The sequence below is a fragment of the Hydrogenophaga sp. FW305-3-2-15-A-LB1 genome (assembly GCF_058787875.1).
On the sequence record NZ_JBYTAE010000004.1, the window covers coordinates 63,188 to 81,820 of the forward strand.

An 18,633-nucleotide genomic window follows, 5' to 3' on the forward strand; every position below is an offset into this window, starting at 1 on the left:
TGTCTTCTCTTAAGCGGCCTTGGCGGGCGTCTGAGCAGCCGTGATCTTGGCCTCGAACTCATGCCGGAAGTGTTTGATCATGGCGCGCACCGGCATGGCCGCCGCATCGCCCAGGGCGCAGATGGTGCGGCCCATGATGTTCTCGGCCACGTTGTCGAGCAGCGCCATGTCGGCGGGCTTGCCCAGGCCGCGATCGATGCGGTCCACCATGCGCCAGAGCCAGCCCGTGCCTTCGCGGCAGGGTGTGCACTGACCACAGGATTCGTGCATGTAGAAGTAGGACAGGCGCTTGAGCGACTCGACCATGCAGCGCGAGTCGTCCATCACGATGACGGCACCCGAGCCCAGCATGGAGCCGGCCTTGGCAATGGAATCGTAGTCCATCGTGCACTCCATCATGATGTGCGCGGGCAGCACCGGAGCCGACGAGCCACCGGGGATCACGGCCTTGAGCGTGCGGCCCTTGCGCACGCCACCGGCGAGCTCCAGCAGCTTGCTGAACGGCGTGCCCAATGGCACTTCGTAGTTGCCCGGCATCTCCACGTCGCCCGAGACCGAATAGATCTTGGTGCCACCGTTGTTCGGCTTGCCGCAGGCCAGGTAGGCCGCGCCGCCGTTGCGGATGATCCAGGGCACCGCCGCGAAGGTCTCGGTGTTGTTGATGGTGGTGGGCTTGCCGTACAGGCCGAAGCTGGCCGGGAACGGCGGCTTGAAGCGAGGCTGGCCCTTCTTGCCTTCGAGCGATTCGAGCAGCGCGGTTTCTTCACCGCAGATGTAGGCGCCGAAACCGTGCGCGGCGTGCAGCTGGAAGTTGAAGCCGCTGCCCATGATGCCGTCGCCCAGGAAGCCGGCGGCGCGCGCCTCTTCCAGTGCCGCCTCGAAGCGCTCATAGGCTTCGAAGATCTCGCCGTGGATGTAGTTGTAGCCCACGCTGATGCCCATCGCATACGCCGCGATGGCCATGCCCTCGATGACGATGTGCGGGTTGTACAGCAGGATGTCGCGGTCCTTGCAGGTGCCGGGCTCGCCTTCGTCCGAGTTGCACACCAGGTACTTCTGGCCCGGGAACTGGCGCGGCATGAAGCTCCACTTCAGGCCGGTGGGGAAGCCCGCACCGCCCCGGCCGCGCAGCGCCGATTCCTTGAGCGTGGCGATCACCTGGTCCTGCGTCATGCCCACGACGGGCGGATCACCGGCCGGCGGTGAGCCGTCCTGGCCCAGCACCTTGCGCAGGGCCTGGTAACCACCGCGGGCCACGTAGTCCTCGAGCGACCAGTTGCTGCCATCGAGGCCGGCGTAGATCTGCGGTTCGATGTGGCGGCCGTGGAAGCAGGTCTGCACGCCGGTGGCGCGGAACTGCGAGAGGATCTGCTCGGCGTTCATGCTTGTCCTTCCGAGGCCTGCACGGACGATTTGAGGCCGTCGACCAGCTGGTCCAGCTTCTCATTGCTCATGAAGCTGCACATGTGGCGGTCGTTGACCAGCATCACGGGGGAGTCGGCGCAGGCACCCAGGCATTCGCTCTGCTGCAGCGTGAACAGGCCGTCGACCGTGGTCTCGCCCATGGTGATGCCCAGCTTCTGCTCCAGGTGGTGCAGGGCCTTGTTGCCGTCGCGCAGCTGGCACGGCAGGTTGGTGCAGACGTTGAGCTTGAACTTGCCCACCGGCCGCTGGTTGTACATGTTGTAGAAGGTCGTGACCTCGTGCACCGCGATCGGTTCGACACGCAGGTAGGCGGCCAGCGCCACCTCGGCTTCAGGGCTCACGTGGCCCTCTTCCTGCTGGATGATGGACAGGCAGGCCATCACCGCGGAAATGCGCTGCTCGTCGGGGTACTTCGCGACCTCGCGGTCGAAGCGCCGGATCGTGGCCTCCTGGAAGGACTCGGGCGTGACGGTGCTCATCGGTCGATCTCTCCGAAAACGATGTCCATGGTGCCGATGATGGCCACCGCGTCGGCCAGCATGTGGCCGCGCGCCATCTCGTCCATGGTGGCGAGGTGCGCGAAACCGGGCGCGCGGATCTTCAGGCGGTAGGGCTTGTTGGCGCCATCGCTCACGAGGTAGATGCCGAACTCGCCCTTGGGGTGTTCGACCGCCGCGTAGGCCTCGCCTTCGGGCACGTGGAAACCTTCGGTGAAGAGCTTGAAGTGGTGGATCAGCTCTTCCATGTTGGCCTTCATGGCCTCACGGGCGGGCGCGGCCACCTTGTGGTTGTCGGTGATCACCGGGCCGGGATTGGCGCGCAGCCATTTCGAGCATTGTTCGATGATGCGGTTGGACTGCTTCATCTCCTCCATGCGGACGAGGTAGCGGTCGTAGCAGTCGCCGGTCTTGCCGACCGGGATGTCGAAGTCCATCTGGCCGTACACGTCGTAGGGCTGCTTCTTGCGCAGGTCCCAGGCGATGCCGGAGCCGCGCAACATGGGGCCGGTCATGCCCAGGTTGAGCGCGCGCTCGGGCGTGACCACACCGATGCCGACGGTGCGCTGCTTCCAGATGCGGTTGTCGGTCAGCAGCGTGTGGTATTCGGCCAGGTAGGTCGGGAAGCGCCGGGTGAAGTCGTCGATGAAGTCCAGCAGCGAACCCTGGCGGTTCGTGTTCATCTGCTCCATGGCGCGCGCGTTGCGGATCTTGCTGTGCTTGTACTGCGGCATGCTGTCCGGCAGATCGCGGTACACGCCGCCCGGACGGAAGTAGGCCGCGTGCATGCGCGCACCCGAGACGGCTTCGTACATGTCGAACAGGTCTTCACGCTCGCGGAACGCGTAGATCAGGATGGTCGAGCTGCCGCAATCGTTGCCGTGCGAACCCAGCCACATCAGGTGGTTGAGCAGGCGCGTGATCTCGCTGAACATCACGCGGATGTACTGCGCGCGGATCGGCACCTCGATGCCCAGCAGCTTCTCGATGGCCAGGCAGTAGGCGTGCTCGTTGCACATCATGGACACGTAGTCCAGCCGGTCCATGTAGGGCAGCGACTGGATGTAGGTCTTGTGCTCGGCCAGCTTTTCGGTGGCGCGGTGCAGCAGGCCGATGTGCGGGTCGGCGCGTTGCACGACCTCGCCGTCCAGCTCCAGCACGAGGCGCAGCACGCCGTGCGCGGCCGGGTGCTGCGGGCCGAAGTTCAGGGTGTAGTTCTTGATCTCTGCCATGTCAGGGCTCCCGCCGGGCCGTCCCAAGGGAAGCCCGCGCCCCCTCGGGGGGCAGCGAATACACGAAGTGATGAGCGTGGGGGTGCATCAGTGAAGCCCGCCGTAGTTGTCTTCGCGGATGATGCGCGGCGTGATCTCGCGCGGCTCGATGGTCACCGGCTCGTAGATCACGCGCTGGCGCTCGGCGTCGTAGCGCATTTCGACGTGGCCCGACAGCGGGAAGTCCTTGCGGAACGGGTGGCCGATGAAGCCGTAGTCGGTCAGGATGCGGCGCAGGTCGTCGTGGCCTTCGAAGACGATGCCGTACAGGTCGAAGGCCTCGCGCTCGTACCAGTTGGCCGCGGCCCACAGCGGGGTCACCGACGCCAGCACCGGGAAATCGTCTTCGGGGCAGAACACGCGCACGCGAACGCGGTGGTTGTGGGTGACGGACAGCAGGTGCACCACCGCCGCGAAGCGCTGGCCTTCCCAGCGGCCATCGCCGTAGGTCTGGTAGTCCATGCCGCAGAGGTCGATGAGCTGTTCGAAGCGGGCCTCGGGCGCATCGCGCAGGGTCTGCATGACGGCCAGGTAGTCGGCCGCCTTCACCGTGAGCGTGAGCTCTTCGCGGACCACCTGGAGGGATTGGGCCTTGTCGCCCAGCAGACCCGCCAGCGAGTTCTTCAGCGCCTCGGGCTCGACGGCAGGGGGAGTCATGGCGGTGTCGGTCATGAACAGGGTTCTTTCAGGGCCAGTGACGTGCTAGCGATGTCAGGGGCGCCGCGCTCAGGCACGCGCAATGGTGTGGGTGCGGCGAATCTTCTGCTGCAGCTGGATGATTCCGTACAGCAGCGCCTCGGCCGTGGGCGGGCAGCCGGGCACGTACACGTCCACCGGCACGATGCGATCGCAGCCCCGCACCACCGAATAGCTGTAGTGGTAGTAGCCGCCGCCGTTGGCGCACGAGCCCATGGACAGCACCCAGCGCGGTTCGGCCATCTGGTCGTAGACCTTGCGCAGGGCCGGCGCCATCTTGTTGCACAGCGTGCCGGCCACGATCATCAGATCGGACTGGCGCGGGCTGGCGCGGAACACTTCGGAGCCGAAGCGGCCGATGTCGTAGCGCGCGGCGGCCGCGTGCATCATCTCGACCGCGCAGCAGGCCAGACCAAAGGTCATGGGCCAGAGCGAGCCGGTCTTGGCCCAGTTCACCACCGAGTCGTAGCTGGTGGTGACGAAACCTTCCTTGAATACACCTTCAATCATGAACCGCTCCGGTGCGCGCGCACGCGTCTGTCGAACTCATTCCCAATCCAGCGCGCCTTTTTTCCATTCGTAGGCGAAGCCCACGGTCAGGATGGCCAGGAACACCACGCCAGCGAAGAAGCCCGTGGCCCCGATGTCGGAGAACGCCACGGCCCAGGGAATGAGGAATGCAATTTCGAGGTCGAACAGGATGAAGAGGATGGCCACCAGGTAGTAGCGCACATCGAACTTCATGCGGGCGTCTTCGAAAGCCTCGAAGCCGCATTCGTAAGGGGAGTTTTTCTCGGCGTCCGGGAGGTTGGGGCCAAGGATGTAGCCCAGAACCTGCGGGATGATCCCTACGGCAATACCCACCAAGATAAACAGGAGCACAGGAAGGTATTGTTCGAGACTCATCTTGGGTAGATTCCGCTGACACGGCGTGGGACCGTGTTGTCCAATGATTGGTGCCGACGGCGAGACTCGAACTCGCACAGCTTTCGCCACTACCCCCTCAAGATAGCGTGTCTACCAATTTCACCACGTCGGCTGGGTCTGCATTGATGGGCTCGCGAGGAATGGTGCGAGCCTTGCTGACAACCCATAGAGTTTACCCTGAAACGCCCCCTGTTTCCGGGGGCTGCCCCGGTTTTTCCGAAGGAATCGGTCGGGTTGTCGCAGCGCAGGAAAAGTCCGCCCAGCGTGGTGTCCGGGCGGATGGAGGATTCGCTTACTTGGCGGGAATCTGGGCCGCGCCGGTGGCCGGTGCGGCATCGCCTGCGGCAGCCGGCGCGGGCGCCGTGCCGGTGCCCGGGATCTGCTGGGCGGCTCCGGCCGGTTGCGCGGGCAAGGCAGCGCCTTCCAGCACGCTGCCCGTGCTCGGTGCGGCGGTGCGCAGGTTGCCGAAATACGCCAGAGCCAGCGTGCAGGCGAGGAAGATGGCGGCCAGCACGGCCGTGGTGCGCGACAGGAAGTTCGCGCCACCCGAGGCGCCGAACAGGCTGGCCGAACCGGCGCCACCACCGAAGGCCGCGCCCGCATCGGCACCCTTGCCGTGCTGCATGAGGATCAGGCCGATCATGCCCAGCGCGGCCAGGATCTGAACCGCCAGCAGGATGGTCAACAAAACGTTCATCTTTTTTCTCCGGAGATATCGGTTGTCGCCGCGCCACCCAGGGCGCGAGCGGGGATTAAGGGGCCGAAGCCACGATCTGAAGGAAGTCGGGCGCCTTGAGCGACGCACCGCCAATGAGGCCGCCGTCGATGTCGGGCTGGGCCAGCAGGCTCGCGGCGTTGGCGGCGTTCATGCTGCCGCCGTACAGGATGTGAACCCGACCGGCATTCTGCGTCGCCGCCGAAATCTGGGCGCGCAACACGGCGTGCACCTGCTGCGCCTCTTCGGGTGTGGCGGTCTTGCCGGTGCCGATGGCCCAGACCGGCTCGTAGGCCACGACGATTTCGGTGATGCAGTGGCCGCAGAGATGGATGACGGCCGCCAGCTGGCGCTTAACCACCTCCTCGGTGTGACCGGCCTCGCGCTCGGCCAGCGTTTCGCCGACGCAGACGATGGGCGTGATGCCCTTGGCCAGCGCGGCTTTCGCCTTCTCGGCCACCAAGGCGTCGGTTTCGCCGTGGTACTGGCGGCGCTCGGAATGGCCCACGATGGCGTAGCGGCAGGCGAAGTCGCGCAGCATGGCCGCCGACACCTCACCGGTGTAGGCGCCCTGCTCCTGGTTCGACACATCCTGCGCACCCCAGGCGATCGGGCTGCCTTGCAGCAGCGCGCCCACCTGCGCCAGGTAGGGCGCGGGCACGCACAGAGCCATGTCGGCCTTGGGCGACTGGCCGCCGAGGCCATCGAGCATGGCCTTGACCAGCGCTTCGTTGGCGGCCAGCGAGCCGTTCATCTTCCAGTTGCCTGCAATCAGTTTTCTCATGACGGGTTCTTCTCTGACCGGGTCAGGCCCAGCTCAACACGAGCTTGCCGACGTGCTGGTTGGACTCCATCAGCGTGTGCGCCGCCGCGGCCTGCGCGGCGGGGAACACCTGGTGAATCACCGGCTGGATGCGGCCTTCGGCCAGCAAGGGCCACACACGCGCGCGCAGCGAGGCCGCGATCGCCGCCTTGAACGCCACCGGCCGGGGCCGCAGGGTGGACCCCGTGATGGTCAGGCGGCGGCGCAGCACCAGGCCGGCGTTGAACTCGGCCTTGACGCCGCCCTGCACCGCGATGATCACCAGCCGGCCGTCTTCGGCCAGGCATTCGATCTCGCGGCTCACGTAGCTGCCGGCGACCATGTCGAGGATGACGTTGACGCCTTGCTTGCCCGTGAGCTCGGCCACGGCGGCCACGAAGTCCTGGGTCTTGTAGTTGATGGCGTGGTCGGCGCCGAGCTTGAGGCAGGCGGCGCACTTGTCGTCGCTGCCGGCGGTGGCGATCACGCGAGCGCCCAGGGCCTTGGCCATCTGGATCGCGGTCACGCCGATGCCGCTGGTGCCGCCCTGCACCAGCAGGGTTTCACCGGCCTGCAGGCGACCGCGGTCGAACACGTTGCTCCAGACGGTGAAGAAGGTCTCGGGCAGCGAAGCGACGGCGATGTCGTCCAGACCTTCGGGCACCGGCAGGCATTGCCCCACGGGCGCCACGCACCACTGCGCATAACCACCCCCGGCGACCAGCGCGCACACGCGGTCGCCGGCCTTCAGGCCGGCTTCCGCCATCGCGGCGGCATCGCCCGATTCGATCACGCCCGCCACCTCGAGGCCGGGAATGTCGGACGCGCCAAGCGGCACCGGGTAGTTGCCGGTGCGCTGCAGCACGTCAGGGCGGTTCACGCCCGACGCACTCACACGGATCAGCACCTCGCCCGCACCCGCGACCGGCACCGGGCGTTCGCCCAGGCGCAGGACTTCGGGTGCGCCATAGGCGCTGATTTCAACGGCTTGCATGACCGGCACCACCGGTGACATCACGACTGAGGCTGCTGAGGTGCCTGCTCGCCGGTGTTGCGTTCGGCCAAGGCCTTCATGGACAGCTTGACGCGGCCCTTTTCATCCGTCTCCAGCACCTTCACGCGCACGATCTGGCCTTCGGTCAGGTAGTCGGTGACCTTCTCGACGCGCTCGTGGGCGATCTGGCTGATGTGCAGCAGGCCGTCCTTGCCGGGCAGCAGGTTGATCAGGGCACCGAAGTCCAGGATCTTGGTGACCGGGCCTTCGTAGACCTTGCCCACTTCCACTTCGGCCGTGATCTGCTCGATGCGGCGCTTGGCTTCGTCGGCCTTGGCCGAGTCGGTCGAGGCGATGGTGATGGTGCCGTCTTCGTCGATGTTGATCTGCGTGCCGGTTTCTTCGGTCAGCGCACGGATGACGGAGCCGCCCTTGCCGATCACGTCACGGATCTTCTCGGGGTTGATCTTCATGGTGAAGAGCTTGGGCGCGAAGTTGGACACTTCGGTCTTGGCTTCGCCCATGGCTTCCTGCATCTTGCCCAGGATGTGCATGCGGGCTTCCTTGGCCTGGGCCAGCGCGACCTGCATGATTTCCTTGGTGATGCCCTGGATCTTGATGTCCATCTGCAGCGCCGAGATGCCGTTGGTGGTACCGGCCACCTTGAAGTCCATGTCGCCCAGGTGATCTTCGTCACCCAGGATGTCGGTCAGCACGGCGAAGCGGTTGCCGTCTTTGATCAGGCCCATGGCAATACCGGCCACGTGCGCCTTCATGGGCACGCCGGCGTCCATCAGCGCCAGGCAGCCGCCGCAGACCGAAGCCATCGACGAGGAGCCGTTGGACTCGGTGATCTCGGACACCACGCGCATGGTGTAGGGGAAATCTTCCTTGCTCGGCAGCGCGGCGATCAGCGCGCGCTTGGCCAGGCGGCCGTGACCGATCTCGCGGCGCTTGGGGGTGCCGAAGCGGCCGGCTTCGCCGGTGGCGAAGGGAGGCATGTTGTAGTGCAGCATGAAGCGGTCTTCGAACTCGCCGGCCAGCGCGTCGATGCGCTGCGCGTCGCGGTCGGTGCCGAGCGTGGCCACGACCAGCGCCTGCGTTTCACCGCGGGTGAACAGGGCCGAGCCGTGGGTGCGGGGCAGCACGCTGTTGCGGATTTCGATGGCGCGCACGGTGCGCGTGTCGCGGCCGTCGATGCGGGGCTCGCCGGCCAGGATCTGGCCACGCACGATCTTGGCTTCGATCTCGAACAGCAGGGCTTCGACGGCCACGCTGTCGAATTCCACGCCTTCGGCCTTCAGGGCGGCGAACACGTCGGCATAGGCCGTGCGGCAGGCCTGGGTGCGGGCCTGCTTGTTGCGGATCTGGTAGGCGGCTTCGAGCTTGGCCTTGGCCAGAGCGTCGACCTTGGCGATCAGCGGCTCGTCCTTGGCCGGCGGCTGCCAGTCCCAGGCCGGCTTGCCGGCGTCGCGCACGAGTTCGTTGATGGCGGCGATGGCGATCTTGCCCATGTCGTGGCCGTAGACCACGGCGCCCAGCATGACTTCTTCCGACAGCTGGTCGGCTTCGGATTCCACCATCAGCACGGCGGCTTCGGTACCGGCGACCACGAGGTCGAGTTGGCTGTCCTTGAGCTGGGTCTGGCCCGGGTTGAGCACGTACTCGCCGTTGACATAGCCCACGCGGGCGGCGCCGATGGGGCCGTTGAACGGGATGCCGCTGACGGCCAGCGCGGCGGAGGTGGCGATCATCGCGGCGATGTCGGCCTGCACTTCGGGGTTCAGGCTCACCACGTGCACGATCACCTGCACTTCGTTGTAGAAGCCTTCAGGGAACAGCGGGCGGATCGGGCGGTCGATCAAGCGGCAGGTCAGCGTCTCGAGTTCGCTCGGGCGGCCTTCGCGCTTGAAGAAGCTGCCGGGGATCTTGCCGGCGGCGTACGACTTCTCGGTGTAGTCCACCGTCAGGGGGAAGAAGTCCTGGCCGGCCTTGGCCTCGGTCTTGGCGACCACGGTGGCCAGGACCACGGTGTCATCGATGTTGACCAGCACGGCGCCGGTGGACTGGCGCGCGATTTCGCCGGTTTCCATCGTGACGTGGTGGGGGCCCCACTGGAAGCTCTTGGTGACCTTGTTGAACATGCTCATGGTGTCTCTCCGTTAAATGCGTGCAGCTTCGCTGCACAAAACCCGGAGACACAACCCAGAACACGATGCCATTCCAGAAGGACTGTGGGCGCCACACCTGGCGCACAACCCGTTTGGAATGACACAGCTTCGCTCTGTTGTCGGGGCTCCGGAATCAAAAAAGGCGCGTGACAAGCAAAAAACGCCCGAGCCAGCGAACCAACTCAGGCGTTTCGTGTGTCACAGCCGTGCCAATTACTTGCGCAGGCCCAGTTTCTGGATCAGGGCGATGTAACGCTCGGCGTCCTTGGACTTCAGGTAGTCGAGCAGCTTGCGGCGGCGGCTCACCATGCGCAGCAGACCGCGGCGGCCATGGTGGTCCTTGGCGTGGGTCTTGAAGTGAGGGGTGAGCTCGTTGATGCGGGCGGTCAGCAGTGCGACTTGCACTTCGGGGCTGCCGGTGTCGTTGGCGGCGCGGGCGTTGGCCGCGACCACTTCGGCTTTGATGGATTGGGCGATCATTGAAAGTTCCTTGGCCAGTTGCCTGGCGTTACGTGCGTCCCGCCGCAGCCGATGTGGGCCGCCGCGGGCGTGAAATTGCCGCCCGTGAAGACAGCAACCGCGAATTATAGACCAGAAGGACTCAGGAGGCAGCCGGCGGCTGGGCGGCCAGCCAGTGGCGCAGGCGCTCCACGCCCTGCACCAGGCGGTCCGTGTCGCGGCTGGCGAAGCACCAGCGCAGCCAGCCCCTGGCCTCGGGGCTGAAGGCGCTGCCGGGCGCCAGGCCCAGGCCGGCTTCGCGCACCAGGCGCTTGGCCACCGCCAGGCAATCGTCCTGCCCCGCCAGCCGGAAGAAGGCGTACATGCCGCCCAGCGGCTCGGCCAGGGTCACCCCGGGCAGCGCGCGCAGCAGCGGCACCAGGGTGTCGCGGCAGTGCCGCAGGTGCGCCACCAGGGCCGGGGTGACCTCGTCGCCGCGCTGCAGCGCCACGGTAGCCGCGCGCTGCACGAACACCGGCGCGCAGGAGGTGTTGTATTCAATGAGCTTGCCGATGGCGGCGGTGAGCGCTGGCGGCAGCACCAGCCAACCCAGGCGCCAGCCGGTCATGAGGAAGCTCTTGGAGAAGCTGTGGGCGACGATGACGCGGTCGTCCGGTTCGGCCACGTCCAGGAAGCTGGGCGCGGCGCCGTTGGGCGTGTCGTCCGCGAAATAAAGCCGCTCGTAGACCTCGTCGGCCAGGATCCAGGTGCCGGTGCGGCGGCAGTGCGCGAGGATGGTGCGCTGCTCGGCGGCGCTGAGCGTCCAGCCCGTGGGGTTGTTGGGGGCGTTGACCACCAGCAGGCGGGTCGAGGGCGTGATGGCAGCGAGCAAGGCGTCCATGTCCAGCACCCAGGCCCCCGCCCGGGGGCCATCGGCCTGCACGCGCAGCGGCACGGTCTTGACCTTCGCCCCCAGGATGAGCGGCTGCGCCACCAGGTTGGGCCAGGCCGGCGAGACCACGATCACCTCGTCACCCGCCTCCACCAGGGCCTGCGAGGCCAGCATGAGCCCGTTGACGCCGCCCGAGCTGACGGCCAGGCGATCGAACCAGTGGCCCGCGCCGCGCCCGGGGTGGAGCTTGTCGGTGTACGCCGCCAGCGCCTCGCGCAGCTCCTGCAGGCCCAGGTTGTGCGCGTAGAAGGTCTCGCCGGCCTGCAGCGAGGCCACGGCCGCGTCGCGGATGAAGCCGGGCGTGACCTCGTCGCTCTCGCCGAACCAGAACTTGAGCACATCGGCCCGGCCCAGGCCCTCGTTGGCCACTTCCCGGATGCGCGAGGCCTCCAGCTGCTCCACCACCTGTCTCATCGGCACACGCTCCCGCAAAGCTATATCAAGGTCGCTGCATGGTACAGGTGTGCGGCAGCTCGGCCTGCTGCGGGCTGAGGTTGCGGATCACGCGAAAGCCGTAGCCCGAGCCTTCGACGTCGAACTTGACGCCGGGCGCGCCCTGCCGGTCCATCACGGCCACGGCCAGCGATTGCTGGAACTGGTGGTCGGCGCCGCGCATGCGGGCGCGCTGGCCAGCGAGGGTGACGTCGGCCTTTTCCAGCTGGGCGGCGATGGTGGCGGCGTTGACCGGGCCGGCCGCGCCCGCGCGCTCGATGGCCTGCGCCAGTGCCTCGACCAGCAGCTGCATGCGCATGTGCACGTAGTCGTCGGCCGGGCTGGGGAAGCGCTCGCGGAACGATTTGTAGAAGGCCTCGGACTCGGGCGTGGGCACGTTGGGGAACCAGTCGGCCACGGCGATCACCTTGCCGATGCCGGCGTCGCCCATGGCGGCGGGCGCGCCCAGCGCGTTGCCGTAGAAGGTGTAGAAGCTGCCATCGAAGCCGCTTTCGCGCGCGGCCTTCACCAGCAGCGTGAGGTCGTTGCCCCAGTTGCCGGTGAGCACGGCCTGCGCGCCGCTGGCCTTGATCTTGGCGGCGTAGGGCAGGAAGTCCTTCACGCGCGCCATGGGGTGCAGCTCGTCGCCGACGATGGTCACATCGGGCCGCTGGGCCGCGAGCTGGCTGCGCGCCTCGCGCAGCACGGCCTGGCCGAAGCTGTAGTCCTGCCCGATCAGGTAGATGTTCTTGAGCTGCTTGTCCTCGCGCAGCACGCTCATGAGAGCCTTCATGCGCATGTCGGCGTGGGCGTCGAAACGGAAATGCCAGAAGCTGCATTTCTCGTTGGTCAGCACCGGGTCCACCGCCGAGTAGTTGAGGAACAGCACCTGGCGCGCCGTGTCGCGCTCGTTGTGCTTGTTGATGGCGTCGATCAGCGCGCTCGCCGCCGCCGAGGAGTTGCCCTGGGCGACGATGGTGACGCCCTTGTCGATCGCCGAGCGCAGCGCCGAGAGGGCCTCGTCGGTCTGGCCCTTGCTGTCGAAACGCTCGATCACCAGCGGGCGGTTGCCGCCGGGCAGCTTCACGCCGCCACGGGCATTGACCCGCTCGGTGGCCCAGACCAGGTTGCGGAACACCGCATCGCCGGTGTTGGCGATCGGGCCGGAGAGGCCTTCGATCATGCCGATGCGGATCGGGGCGCCGGTGGCGGGCGCCTGCGCCACGGCCAGGGTGGTGGTCAGGCCGCCCACGAGGGCCGCGACGAACGCGCGGCGGCGCGGCGAAAACAGGGAATCGAACAGGTGTTTCATCAGGGAGGGGCTCCGGGTGCAAAGGCCGGGGGCCGGGACTGGCCCACGCAGCAGAGTCGCCAAGGCGACAGCGCCGGGAGTTTAATTCATAATTACAGGAATCACCCGCCCGCTCATCCAGCGGTGGCAGGAAGGCCCAGGTCGGAAAGCGGCCAGCGCGGTTTCACGTCGAAGGGGTAACCGCCGGCGCCCGCTGCGTCGGTGCCGGCCAGCCCGGCCTGGGCCCGCATGCCGCCGGCCAGCGCGATCATGGCGCCGTTGTCGGTGCACAGGTGCAACTCGGGGTAGTGCACACGCACGCCGGCCTGGGCGCAGGCGGCGCCCAACTGCTCGCGCAGCAGCGCATTGGCCCCCACCCCACCAGCCACCACCAGGCGGCGCAGACCGGTCTGGCGGATCGCCATGAAGGATTTTTTCACCAGCACCTCGACGATGGCGGCCTGCACGCTGGCGGCCACGTCGGCCTTCTGCTGCGCGCTCAGCGGGTCGGCCAGGTGCAGCGTGGCCGGGCCGTCCGGGTGGGCATGGGCCAGCTTCTTCACCTGCGTGAGCACCGCCGTCTTGAGGCCGGCGAACGAAAAGTCGAGATCGCCGCTGTGCAGCAGCGGGCGCGGGAATTTGTAGGCCTGGGCGTCGCCCTGCTGGGCCAGGCGCGAGAGCGCCGGGCCGCCCGGGTACGGCAGGCCCAGCAGCTTGGCCGATTTGTCGAAGGCCTCGCCGGCCGCGTCGTCGATGGTCTCGCCCAGCAGTTCGTAGCGGCCCACGCCGTCCACCCGCATCAGCTGGCTGTGGCCGCCCGAGACCAGCAGCGCCACGAAGGGGAATTCGGGCGGGTCGGCGCTCAGGAAGGGCGAGAGCAGGTGGCCTTCGAGGTGGTGCACGCCGATCACCGGCTTGCCCAAGGCAAACCCGAGGGCGCAGGCCACGCCCGAGCCGACCAGCAAGGCGCCGGCCAGCCCCGGCCCCCGGGTGTAGGCGATGGCGTCCACGGCCGAGAGCGGCAGGCCGGCCTGGGCCAGCACGGCGTCGGTCAGCGGCAGGACGCGGCGGATGTGGTCGCGGCTGGCGAGCTCGGGCACCACGCCGCCATAGGCCTGGTGCATTTCAATCTGGCTGTGCAGGGCATGCCCCAGCAGCCGGGGGGTGGCGCTGCCGCTGGCATCGACCAGGGCCACGCCGGTTTCGTCGCAGGACGACTCGATTCCCAAAATCCGCATGCGGGGAGTGTACGGGCGGCATGGTTGTTGCTCCGTGGCAGGGGCATGCCCCCTACCCCACGAACATCCCCCATGAAATCGGGCCTGAGTTTCCTTGTCGCCGCCAAGCGCTGCGAAATCGCCGAGCTGCAGGAGCTCGCGCTGACCAGCGCGCTGGTGAATGTCACCGGCCGGCTCGTGCACGGTCTTCAACGCGAGCGCGGTCTGTCCAACCTGCACATCGGCTCCCAGGGCGCGCGCTTCACCGACATGCGCGCCCGCCAGATCGAGGAATGCCGCCAGACCGAGGCCGAGCTGCGCGCCTGTTTCGACAGCCTGGACACCGAGTCCGCCCGCGTCGGCCATGGCGCGCGCCTGTTCAGCCGCATCGCCTACGTGCTGCACGGCCTGAACGCGCTCGAAGACCTGCGCGAGCGCGTGGCCTCGCTGGCCTGGACCACCCGCCAGGCCACCGACGCCTACGTGCGCCTGATCGCGGGCCTGCTGGCGGTGGTGTTCGAGGCCGCCGACAGCGCGAGCGACCCCGAGGTCTCGCGCCTGCTGGTGGCGCTGTTCAACTTCATGCAGGGCAAGGAGTTCGCGGGCCAGGAACGCGCCGCCGGCTCGGCCCTGTTCGTCAGCGGCCGCGCCGAGGCGATCGAGCAGCAGCGCCTGCTGCACCTGATCGAGTCGCAGGAGCGCTGCCTTCAGGTGTTCGCCGAGTTCGCCAACCCGAAAGCGGTGGACCTGTGGGCGGCCAGCCAGGCCAGCGCCACGCTGGCCGAACTGGAGCGCCTGCGCCGCGTGCTCTGCACCGCCGCGCAGGGCGCGCCGCTCAACGTGCAGCTCAGCCAGGTCTGGTTCGACTGCTGCAGCCAGCGCATGGACCGCATGAAGGCGGTCGAGGACCGGCTCGCGCTCGACCTGCTGCGCGCCTGCGAGGACAAGATCGGCGCCGCCCGGACCGAGCTGGAGGCCTACCAGGCCGTCAGCACCACCGCCCCGCGCGAGGCCAACGCCCTCTCCTTCTTCCAGGACGCACCTTCCGCGGCCGTGCCCGCCGGCTTCGGCGCCGCCGCCCAGGGCTATGGCCTGCAGCTGGATCGCTCCATCCTCGAGCTGGTGCAGGACCAGGCGCGCCGCCTGCAGACCATGGGCGAGGAGCTGGACACGGTGCGCGCCAGCCTGAACGAGCGCAAGCTGATCGAGCGCGCCAAGGGCCTGCTGATGGCGCACCGCCAGCTCAGCGAGGAAGAAGCGCACAAGACTATGCGCCAGATGGCCATGAACCAGAACCGCCGGCTGATCGAGGTGGCCGAGGCCGTGCTGGCCATGGCCGACGTGCTGCCCGCCCGGCCCCACTGACACGCGGCCCGGTGCTGCGGTGCACAAATAGCGTGCCCGCCGGATCGGCTCGCACCAGTTTGAAGCCCACCACCCGGATGCCTCCCCACCGGCCGCCGGGTTTTTTCCTTGGAAATCAAGCGCTTCCACGCGACCCCGGGACAACCCTGAGGCTGGCACGCTAACTGCTTTGATCCAGGCAAAGGAAACCGGGCCAATGGCGGCCTGAGTTCCAGACAGTCTTCCCAGACACGGACAACGGCGTCCATTTCCCGCCCGCTCAGCGCAGGCACGGAAATGGGCGCCGTTGTGCTTTGGGGCACCGCTTTTTTTTCATCAGCAAGGAGTTGGACATGAACGCAGACATCCCCACCCCAGCCGACGGCCCCACCGCCTCGCGCCGCGAGTTCATCAAGAAGGGCAGCGCCGTCGGCACGGCCGCCCTCTTCTCCACGCTGGGCCACCACGGGGTCTGGGCCGCCGGCTCCGACGCACCTGAAAAAACCGAAGTCAAGATCGGCTTCATTCCCCTGACCGACTGCGCCAGCGTGGTCATGGCCGCCGAACTCGGCCTGGACAAGAAGCACGGCGTCAAGATCGTCCCGACCAAGGAAGCCAGCTGGGCCGGCGTGCGCGACAAGCTGGTCAACGGCGAACTGGATTTCGCCCACGTGCTCTACGGCCTGATCTACGGCCTGCAACTGGGCACCGCCGGGCCGAAGAAGGACATGGCCATCCTGATGAACCTGCAGCAGAACGGCCAGGCCATCACGCTGTCGAAGAAGCTGGCCGAAAAAGGCGCGGTGGACGGCCCAACGCTTGCCAAGCTGATGGCCACCGAAAAGCGCGAATACACCTTCGCCCAGACCTTCCCCACCGGCACCCACGCCATGTGGCTCTACTACTGGCTGGCGGCGGCCGGCATCGACCCCTTCAAGGACGCGCGCGCCATCGTGGTGCCGCCGCCGCAGATGGTGGCCAACATGCGCGTGGGCAACATGGACGGCTTCTGCGTCGGCGAGCCCTGGAACCACCGCGCCATCATGGACGGCATCGGCATCACGGCCAACACCACGCAGGACATCTGGAAGGACCACCCCGAGAAGGTGCTGGGCACCACGGCCGAGTTCGTGCAGAAGAACCCCAACACCGCGCGCGCCGTGACGGCGGCCATCCTGGAAGCCGGCAAGTGGATCGACGCCGGCCTGCAGAACAAGAACAAGATGGCCGAGACCATCGCCCAGCGCTCCTACGTGAACACCGGCGTGGACGCGATCAACCAGCGCATCCTGGGCCGCTACCAGAACGGCCTGGGCAAGACCTGGGACGACCCCAACCACATGAAGTTCTACAACGACGGGGCGGCCAACTACCCCTACCTGAGCGACGGCATGTGGTTCCTCACCCAACACAAGCGCTGGGGACTGCTCAAGTCGCACCCCGACTACCTGGCCGTGGCCAGGCAGGTCAACCGCATCGACATCTACAAGGAAGCCGCGTCCGCCACCAAGACGCCGCTGCCCAAGTCCGACCTGCGCAGCGCCAGGTTCATCGACGGCGTGGTGTGGGACGGCAAGGACCCGGCCAAGTACGCCGACAGCTTCAAGATGAAGGCGGCCTGACCCGGCCCGCCACACCCGAGGAACACCACCATGGTCAGTGCCGTTTTTCACACCCCCCTGGAGGCCGTGGCGCCCGTGGCCCCCGCGGTGGCCGCCGTGCCCCACCCCAAGCCTTCGGTGGCCGCGCCGCTCGCGCCGGCCGCCGTCGAGCCCGCCCGGCCGGCCTCGCCTTCGCCCTGGCGCGAGCGCGCCGCGGGCTTCTTCCGCGGCGTGCTGCCGCCACTGCTCGGCCTGGGCTTCCTCGTGCTGGTCTGGTCGCTGGTGGCCGGCAGCAGCGACAGCGGCATCCCCACGCCGCTGGCCACCTGGGCGCAGGCCGTGGGCGTGTTCTCCGACCCGTTCTACCAGGCCGGCCCGAACGACCAGGGCGTGGGCTGGAACGTGCTCATGTCGCTGCAGCGCGTGGCCGTGGGCTTCGGCCTGGCCGCGCTGGTGGGCATTCCGGCCGGCTTCGCCATCGGCCGCTTCGACTTCCTCAGCCGCATGTTCAACCCGCTCATCAGCCTGCTGCGCCCGGTCTCGCCGCTGGCCTGGCTGCCGATCGGACTGCTGGTGTTCAAGGGCGCCAACCCGGCCGCGATCTGGACCATCTTCATCTGCTCGATCTGGCCCATGATCATCAACACCGCCGTGGGCGTGCAGCGCGTGCCGCAGGACTACATGAACGTGGCGCGCGTGCTCAACCTGAGCGAGTGGAAGATCTTCACCAAGATCCTGTTCCCCGCCGTGCTGCCCTACCTGCTGACCGGCGTGCGCCTGGCGGTGGGCACGGCCTGGCTGGTGATCGTGGCCGCCGAGATGCTGACCGGCGGCGTGGGCATCGGCTTCTGGATCTGGGACGAGTGGAACAACCTCAACGTCGCCAGCATCATCATCGCCATCTTCGTGATCGGCATCGTCGGCCTGGTGCTCGAGTTCGGCCTCATCAAGCTGGCCACGCTGTTCACGTTCGAAGAGGTGAAGTCATGACCGCCGCCCGGCCGCCCGAAGGCGATCGCACCGCAAAGCGCAGCATGGAGGTTTCCAAATGAGCGATGCGTCCAAGTACATCGAGATCCAGGGCGTCGAGCAGACCTTCAAGACCCGCAAGGGCCTCTTCCCCGCGCTGCGCCAGATCGACCTCACCGTCGCCAAGGGCGAGTTCGTCACGCTGATCGGCCACTCGGGCTGCGGCAAGTCCACGCTGCTCAACCTCATCGCCGGCCTGACCACGCCCACCAGCGGCGTGCTGCTCTGCGCCGACAAGGAGATCGCCGGCCCCGGCCCCGAACGCGCGGTGGTGTTCCAGAACCACTCGCTGCTGCCCTGGTTGACCTGCTTCGAGAACGTGCACCTCGCGGTCGAACGCGTCTTCGGCGCCAACGAAAACAAAGCGCAGCTCAAGGCGCGCACCGAAGCCGCGCTGGCCCTGGTGGGCCTCACCGCCGCCGCGCAGAAGCGCCCCGGCGAAATCTCCGGCGGCATGAAGCAGCGCGTGGGCATCGCGCGCGCCCTGTCGATGGAACCCAAGGTGCTGCTCATGGACGAACCCTTCGGCGCGCTCGATGCGCTCACCCGCGCCAAGCTGCAGGACGAGCTGCTGGAGATCGTGGCGCGCACGCACAGCACCGTGGTGATGGTCACGCACGACGTTGACGAGGCCGTGCTGCTGAGCGACCGCATCGTGATGCTCACCAACGGCCCGGCCGCCACCATCGGCGAGGTGCTGCGCGTGGACCTGCCGCGCCCGCGCCAGCGCGTGGCGCTGGCCGACAACCCGACCTACCAGCAATGCCGCAAGGAAGTGATCGACTTCCTCTACACCCGCCAGACCCACGTGGAGAAGCTGGCCTGACCGGC

At 67.5% G+C, this 18,633-nt stretch carries 18 protein-coding genes and 1 tRNA gene; 4 read left to right on the forward strand and 15 right to left on the reverse strand.

The window, feature by feature from the left end; genetic code table 11:
* Positions 1 to 9: 9 nt before the first annotated feature.
* The 15 genes from nuoF to tsaD all read right to left on the reverse strand — a co-directional run bounded on the left by nuoF (position 10) and on the right by tsaD (position 13,849).
* On the reverse strand, positions 10 to 1,383 hold the full coding sequence (gene nuoF, locus AC3WPZ_RS02005) for an NADH-quinone oxidoreductase subunit NuoF (RefSeq protein ID WP_382320773.1): 1,374 nt from the start codon (positions 1,381 to 1,383) through the stop codon (positions 10 to 12).
* A complete protein-coding gene (locus AC3WPZ_RS02010; protein WP_382320776.1) occupies positions 1,380 to 1,904 on the reverse strand; it encodes an NADH-quinone oxidoreductase subunit NuoE family protein in 525 nt (174 codons plus the stop codon). Before AC3WPZ_RS02010 ends, nuoF begins: the two co-directional genes overlap by 4 nt.
* Positions 1,901 to 3,154 (reverse strand): NADH-quinone oxidoreductase subunit D, encoded by a 1,254-nt coding sequence (locus tag AC3WPZ_RS02015; RefSeq protein ID WP_382156518.1) that lies wholly within the window; start codon positions 3,152 to 3,154, stop codon positions 1,901 to 1,903. The genes AC3WPZ_RS02010 and AC3WPZ_RS02015 overlap by 4 nt, the downstream gene beginning before the upstream one ends.
* An 87-nt stretch (positions 3,155 to 3,241) precedes the next feature.
* Positions 3,242 to 3,850: an NADH-quinone oxidoreductase subunit C gene (locus AC3WPZ_RS02020; protein WP_382325663.1), complete on the reverse strand. Its 609-nt coding sequence runs from the start codon at positions 3,848 to 3,850 to the stop codon at positions 3,242 to 3,244.
* 69 nt (positions 3,851 to 3,919) lie between these two features.
* Positions 3,920 to 4,399 (reverse strand): NuoB/complex I 20 kDa subunit family protein, encoded by a 480-nt coding sequence (locus tag AC3WPZ_RS02025; protein WP_066270388.1) that lies wholly within the window; start codon positions 4,397 to 4,399, stop codon positions 3,920 to 3,922.
* Positions 4,400 to 4,435: 36 nt separating this feature from the next.
* On the reverse strand, positions 4,436 to 4,795 hold the full coding sequence (locus AC3WPZ_RS02030; RefSeq protein ID WP_204735483.1) for an NADH-quinone oxidoreductase subunit A: 360 nt from the start codon (positions 4,793 to 4,795) through the stop codon (positions 4,436 to 4,438).
* A 48-nt stretch (positions 4,796 to 4,843) separates the two neighbouring features.
* Positions 4,844 to 4,928, reverse strand: a tRNA-Leu gene (locus AC3WPZ_RS02035).
* Between the two features lie 180 nt (positions 4,929 to 5,108).
* A complete protein-coding gene (secG, locus tag AC3WPZ_RS02040) occupies positions 5,109 to 5,513 on the reverse strand; it encodes a preprotein translocase subunit SecG (RefSeq protein ID WP_291117827.1) in 405 nt (134 codons plus the stop codon).
* A 55-nt stretch (positions 5,514 to 5,568) separates the two neighbouring features.
* Positions 5,569 to 6,315, reverse strand: a complete 747-nt coding sequence (gene tpiA / locus AC3WPZ_RS02045; protein ID WP_444686962.1) for a triose-phosphate isomerase — start codon at positions 6,313 to 6,315, stop codon at positions 5,569 to 5,571.
* Positions 6,316 to 6,337: 22 nt separating this feature from the next.
* Positions 6,338 to 7,327, reverse strand: coding sequence for an NAD(P)H-quinone oxidoreductase (locus AC3WPZ_RS02050; RefSeq protein WP_492437884.1), 990 nt, complete (start codon positions 7,325 to 7,327; stop codon positions 6,338 to 6,340).
* 20 nt (positions 7,328 to 7,347) lie between these two features.
* The gene (gene pnp, locus AC3WPZ_RS02055) at positions 7,348 to 9,477 is read right to left on the reverse strand and encodes a polyribonucleotide nucleotidyltransferase (RefSeq protein ID WP_444686964.1); all 2,130 of its coding nucleotides are present in this window, start codon (positions 9,475 to 9,477) and stop codon (positions 7,348 to 7,350) included.
* Between the two features lie 234 nt (positions 9,478 to 9,711).
* Positions 9,712 to 9,978: a 30S ribosomal protein S15 gene (rpsO, locus tag AC3WPZ_RS02060; RefSeq protein ID WP_291117839.1), complete on the reverse strand. Its 267-nt coding sequence runs from the start codon at positions 9,976 to 9,978 to the stop codon at positions 9,712 to 9,714.
* A 121-nt stretch (positions 9,979 to 10,099) separates the two neighbouring features.
* A complete protein-coding gene (locus AC3WPZ_RS02065; RefSeq protein ID WP_382320782.1) occupies positions 10,100 to 11,302 on the reverse strand; it encodes a pyridoxal phosphate-dependent aminotransferase in 1,203 nt (400 codons plus the stop codon).
* A 25-nt stretch (positions 11,303 to 11,327) separates the two neighbouring features.
* A complete protein-coding gene (locus AC3WPZ_RS02070; RefSeq protein ID WP_444686965.1) occupies positions 11,328 to 12,632 on the reverse strand; it encodes a branched-chain amino acid ABC transporter substrate-binding protein in 1,305 nt (434 codons plus the stop codon).
* 113 nt (positions 12,633 to 12,745) lie between these two features.
* A complete protein-coding gene (gene tsaD, locus AC3WPZ_RS02075) occupies positions 12,746 to 13,849 on the reverse strand; it encodes a tRNA (adenosine(37)-N6)-threonylcarbamoyltransferase complex transferase subunit TsaD (RefSeq protein ID WP_444686966.1) in 1,104 nt (367 codons plus the stop codon).
* Between the two features lie 72 nt (positions 13,850 to 13,921).
* On the opposite strand from tsaD, the gene AC3WPZ_RS02080 reads away from it, so the two are divergent.
* From AC3WPZ_RS02080 to AC3WPZ_RS02095, 4 genes are all read left to right on the forward strand, one after another.
* Complete coding sequence (locus AC3WPZ_RS02080; protein ID WP_444686967.1) at positions 13,922 to 15,193, forward strand: nitrate- and nitrite sensing domain-containing protein; 1,272 nt, start codon at positions 13,922 to 13,924, stop codon at positions 15,191 to 15,193.
* Positions 15,194 to 15,525: 332 nt separating this feature from the next.
* Positions 15,526 to 16,794: a CmpA/NrtA family ABC transporter substrate-binding protein gene (locus tag AC3WPZ_RS02085; protein ID WP_444686968.1), complete on the forward strand. Its 1,269-nt coding sequence runs from the start codon at positions 15,526 to 15,528 to the stop codon at positions 16,792 to 16,794.
* A 30-nt stretch (positions 16,795 to 16,824) separates the two neighbouring features.
* On the forward strand, positions 16,825 to 17,763 hold the full coding sequence (ntrB, locus tag AC3WPZ_RS02090) for a nitrate ABC transporter permease (protein WP_444686969.1): 939 nt from the start codon (positions 16,825 to 16,827) through the stop codon (positions 17,761 to 17,763).
* 58 nt (positions 17,764 to 17,821) lie between these two features.
* Positions 17,822 to 18,628, forward strand: a complete 807-nt coding sequence (locus tag AC3WPZ_RS02095) for an ABC transporter ATP-binding protein (RefSeq protein WP_382320791.1) — start codon at positions 17,822 to 17,824, stop codon at positions 18,626 to 18,628.
* Positions 18,629 to 18,633 lie beyond the last annotated feature (5 nt).

Excerpts from the sequence above, each read along its gene's own strand:
- tsaD (WP_444686966.1), bottom strand. The coding sequence starts at position 13,849 with ATGCGGATTTTGGGAATCGAGTCGTCCTGCGACGAAACCGGCGTGGCC.
- AC3WPZ_RS02095 (WP_382320791.1), top strand. The coding sequence starts at position 17,822 with ATGAGCGATGCGTCCAAGTACATCGAGATCCAGGGCGTCGAGCAGACC.
- rpsO (WP_291117839.1), bottom strand. The coding sequence starts at position 9,978 with ATGATCGCCCAATCCATCAAAGCCGAAGTGGTCGCGGCCAACGCCCGC.
- AC3WPZ_RS02025 (WP_066270388.1), bottom strand. The coding sequence starts at position 4,399 with ATGATTGAAGGTGTATTCAAGGAAGGTTTCGTCACCACCAGCTACGAC.
- AC3WPZ_RS02015 (WP_382156518.1), bottom strand. The coding sequence starts at position 3,154 with ATGGCAGAGATCAAGAACTACACCCTGAACTTCGGCCCGCAGCACCCG.
- AC3WPZ_RS02065 (WP_382320782.1), bottom strand. The coding sequence starts at position 11,302 with ATGAGACAGGTGGTGGAGCAGCTGGAGGCCTCGCGCATCCGGGAAGTG.
- AC3WPZ_RS02070 (WP_444686965.1), bottom strand. The coding sequence starts at position 12,632 with ATGAAACACCTGTTCGATTCCCTGTTTTCGCCGCGCCGCCGCGCGTTC.
- AC3WPZ_RS02085 (WP_444686968.1), top strand. The coding sequence starts at position 15,526 with ATGAACGCAGACATCCCCACCCCAGCCGACGGCCCCACCGCCTCGCGC.
- ntrB (WP_444686969.1), top strand. The coding sequence starts at position 16,825 with ATGGTCAGTGCCGTTTTTCACACCCCCCTGGAGGCCGTGGCGCCCGTG.
- pnp (WP_444686964.1), bottom strand. The coding sequence starts at position 9,477 with ATGAGCATGTTCAACAAGGTCACCAAGAGCTTCCAGTGGGGCCCCCAC.
- AC3WPZ_RS02020 (WP_382325663.1), bottom strand. The coding sequence starts at position 3,850 with ATGACTCCCCCTGCCGTCGAGCCCGAGGCGCTGAAGAACTCGCTGGCG.
- AC3WPZ_RS02030 (WP_204735483.1), bottom strand. The coding sequence starts at position 4,795 with ATGAGTCTCGAACAATACCTTCCTGTGCTCCTGTTTATCTTGGTGGGT.
- secG (WP_291117827.1), bottom strand. The coding sequence starts at position 5,513 with ATGAACGTTTTGTTGACCATCCTGCTGGCGGTTCAGATCCTGGCCGCG.
- AC3WPZ_RS02080 (WP_444686967.1), top strand. The coding sequence starts at position 13,922 with ATGAAATCGGGCCTGAGTTTCCTTGTCGCCGCCAAGCGCTGCGAAATC.
- nuoF (WP_382320773.1), bottom strand. The coding sequence starts at position 1,383 with ATGAACGCCGAGCAGATCCTCTCGCAGTTCCGCGCCACCGGCGTGCAG.
- tpiA (WP_444686962.1), bottom strand. The coding sequence starts at position 6,315 with ATGAGAAAACTGATTGCAGGCAACTGGAAGATGAACGGCTCGCTGGCC.
- AC3WPZ_RS02010 (WP_382320776.1), bottom strand. The coding sequence starts at position 1,904 with ATGAGCACCGTCACGCCCGAGTCCTTCCAGGAGGCCACGATCCGGCGC.
- AC3WPZ_RS02050 (WP_492437884.1), bottom strand. The coding sequence starts at position 7,327 with ATGCAAGCCGTTGAAATCAGCGCCTATGGCGCACCCGAAGTCCTGCGC.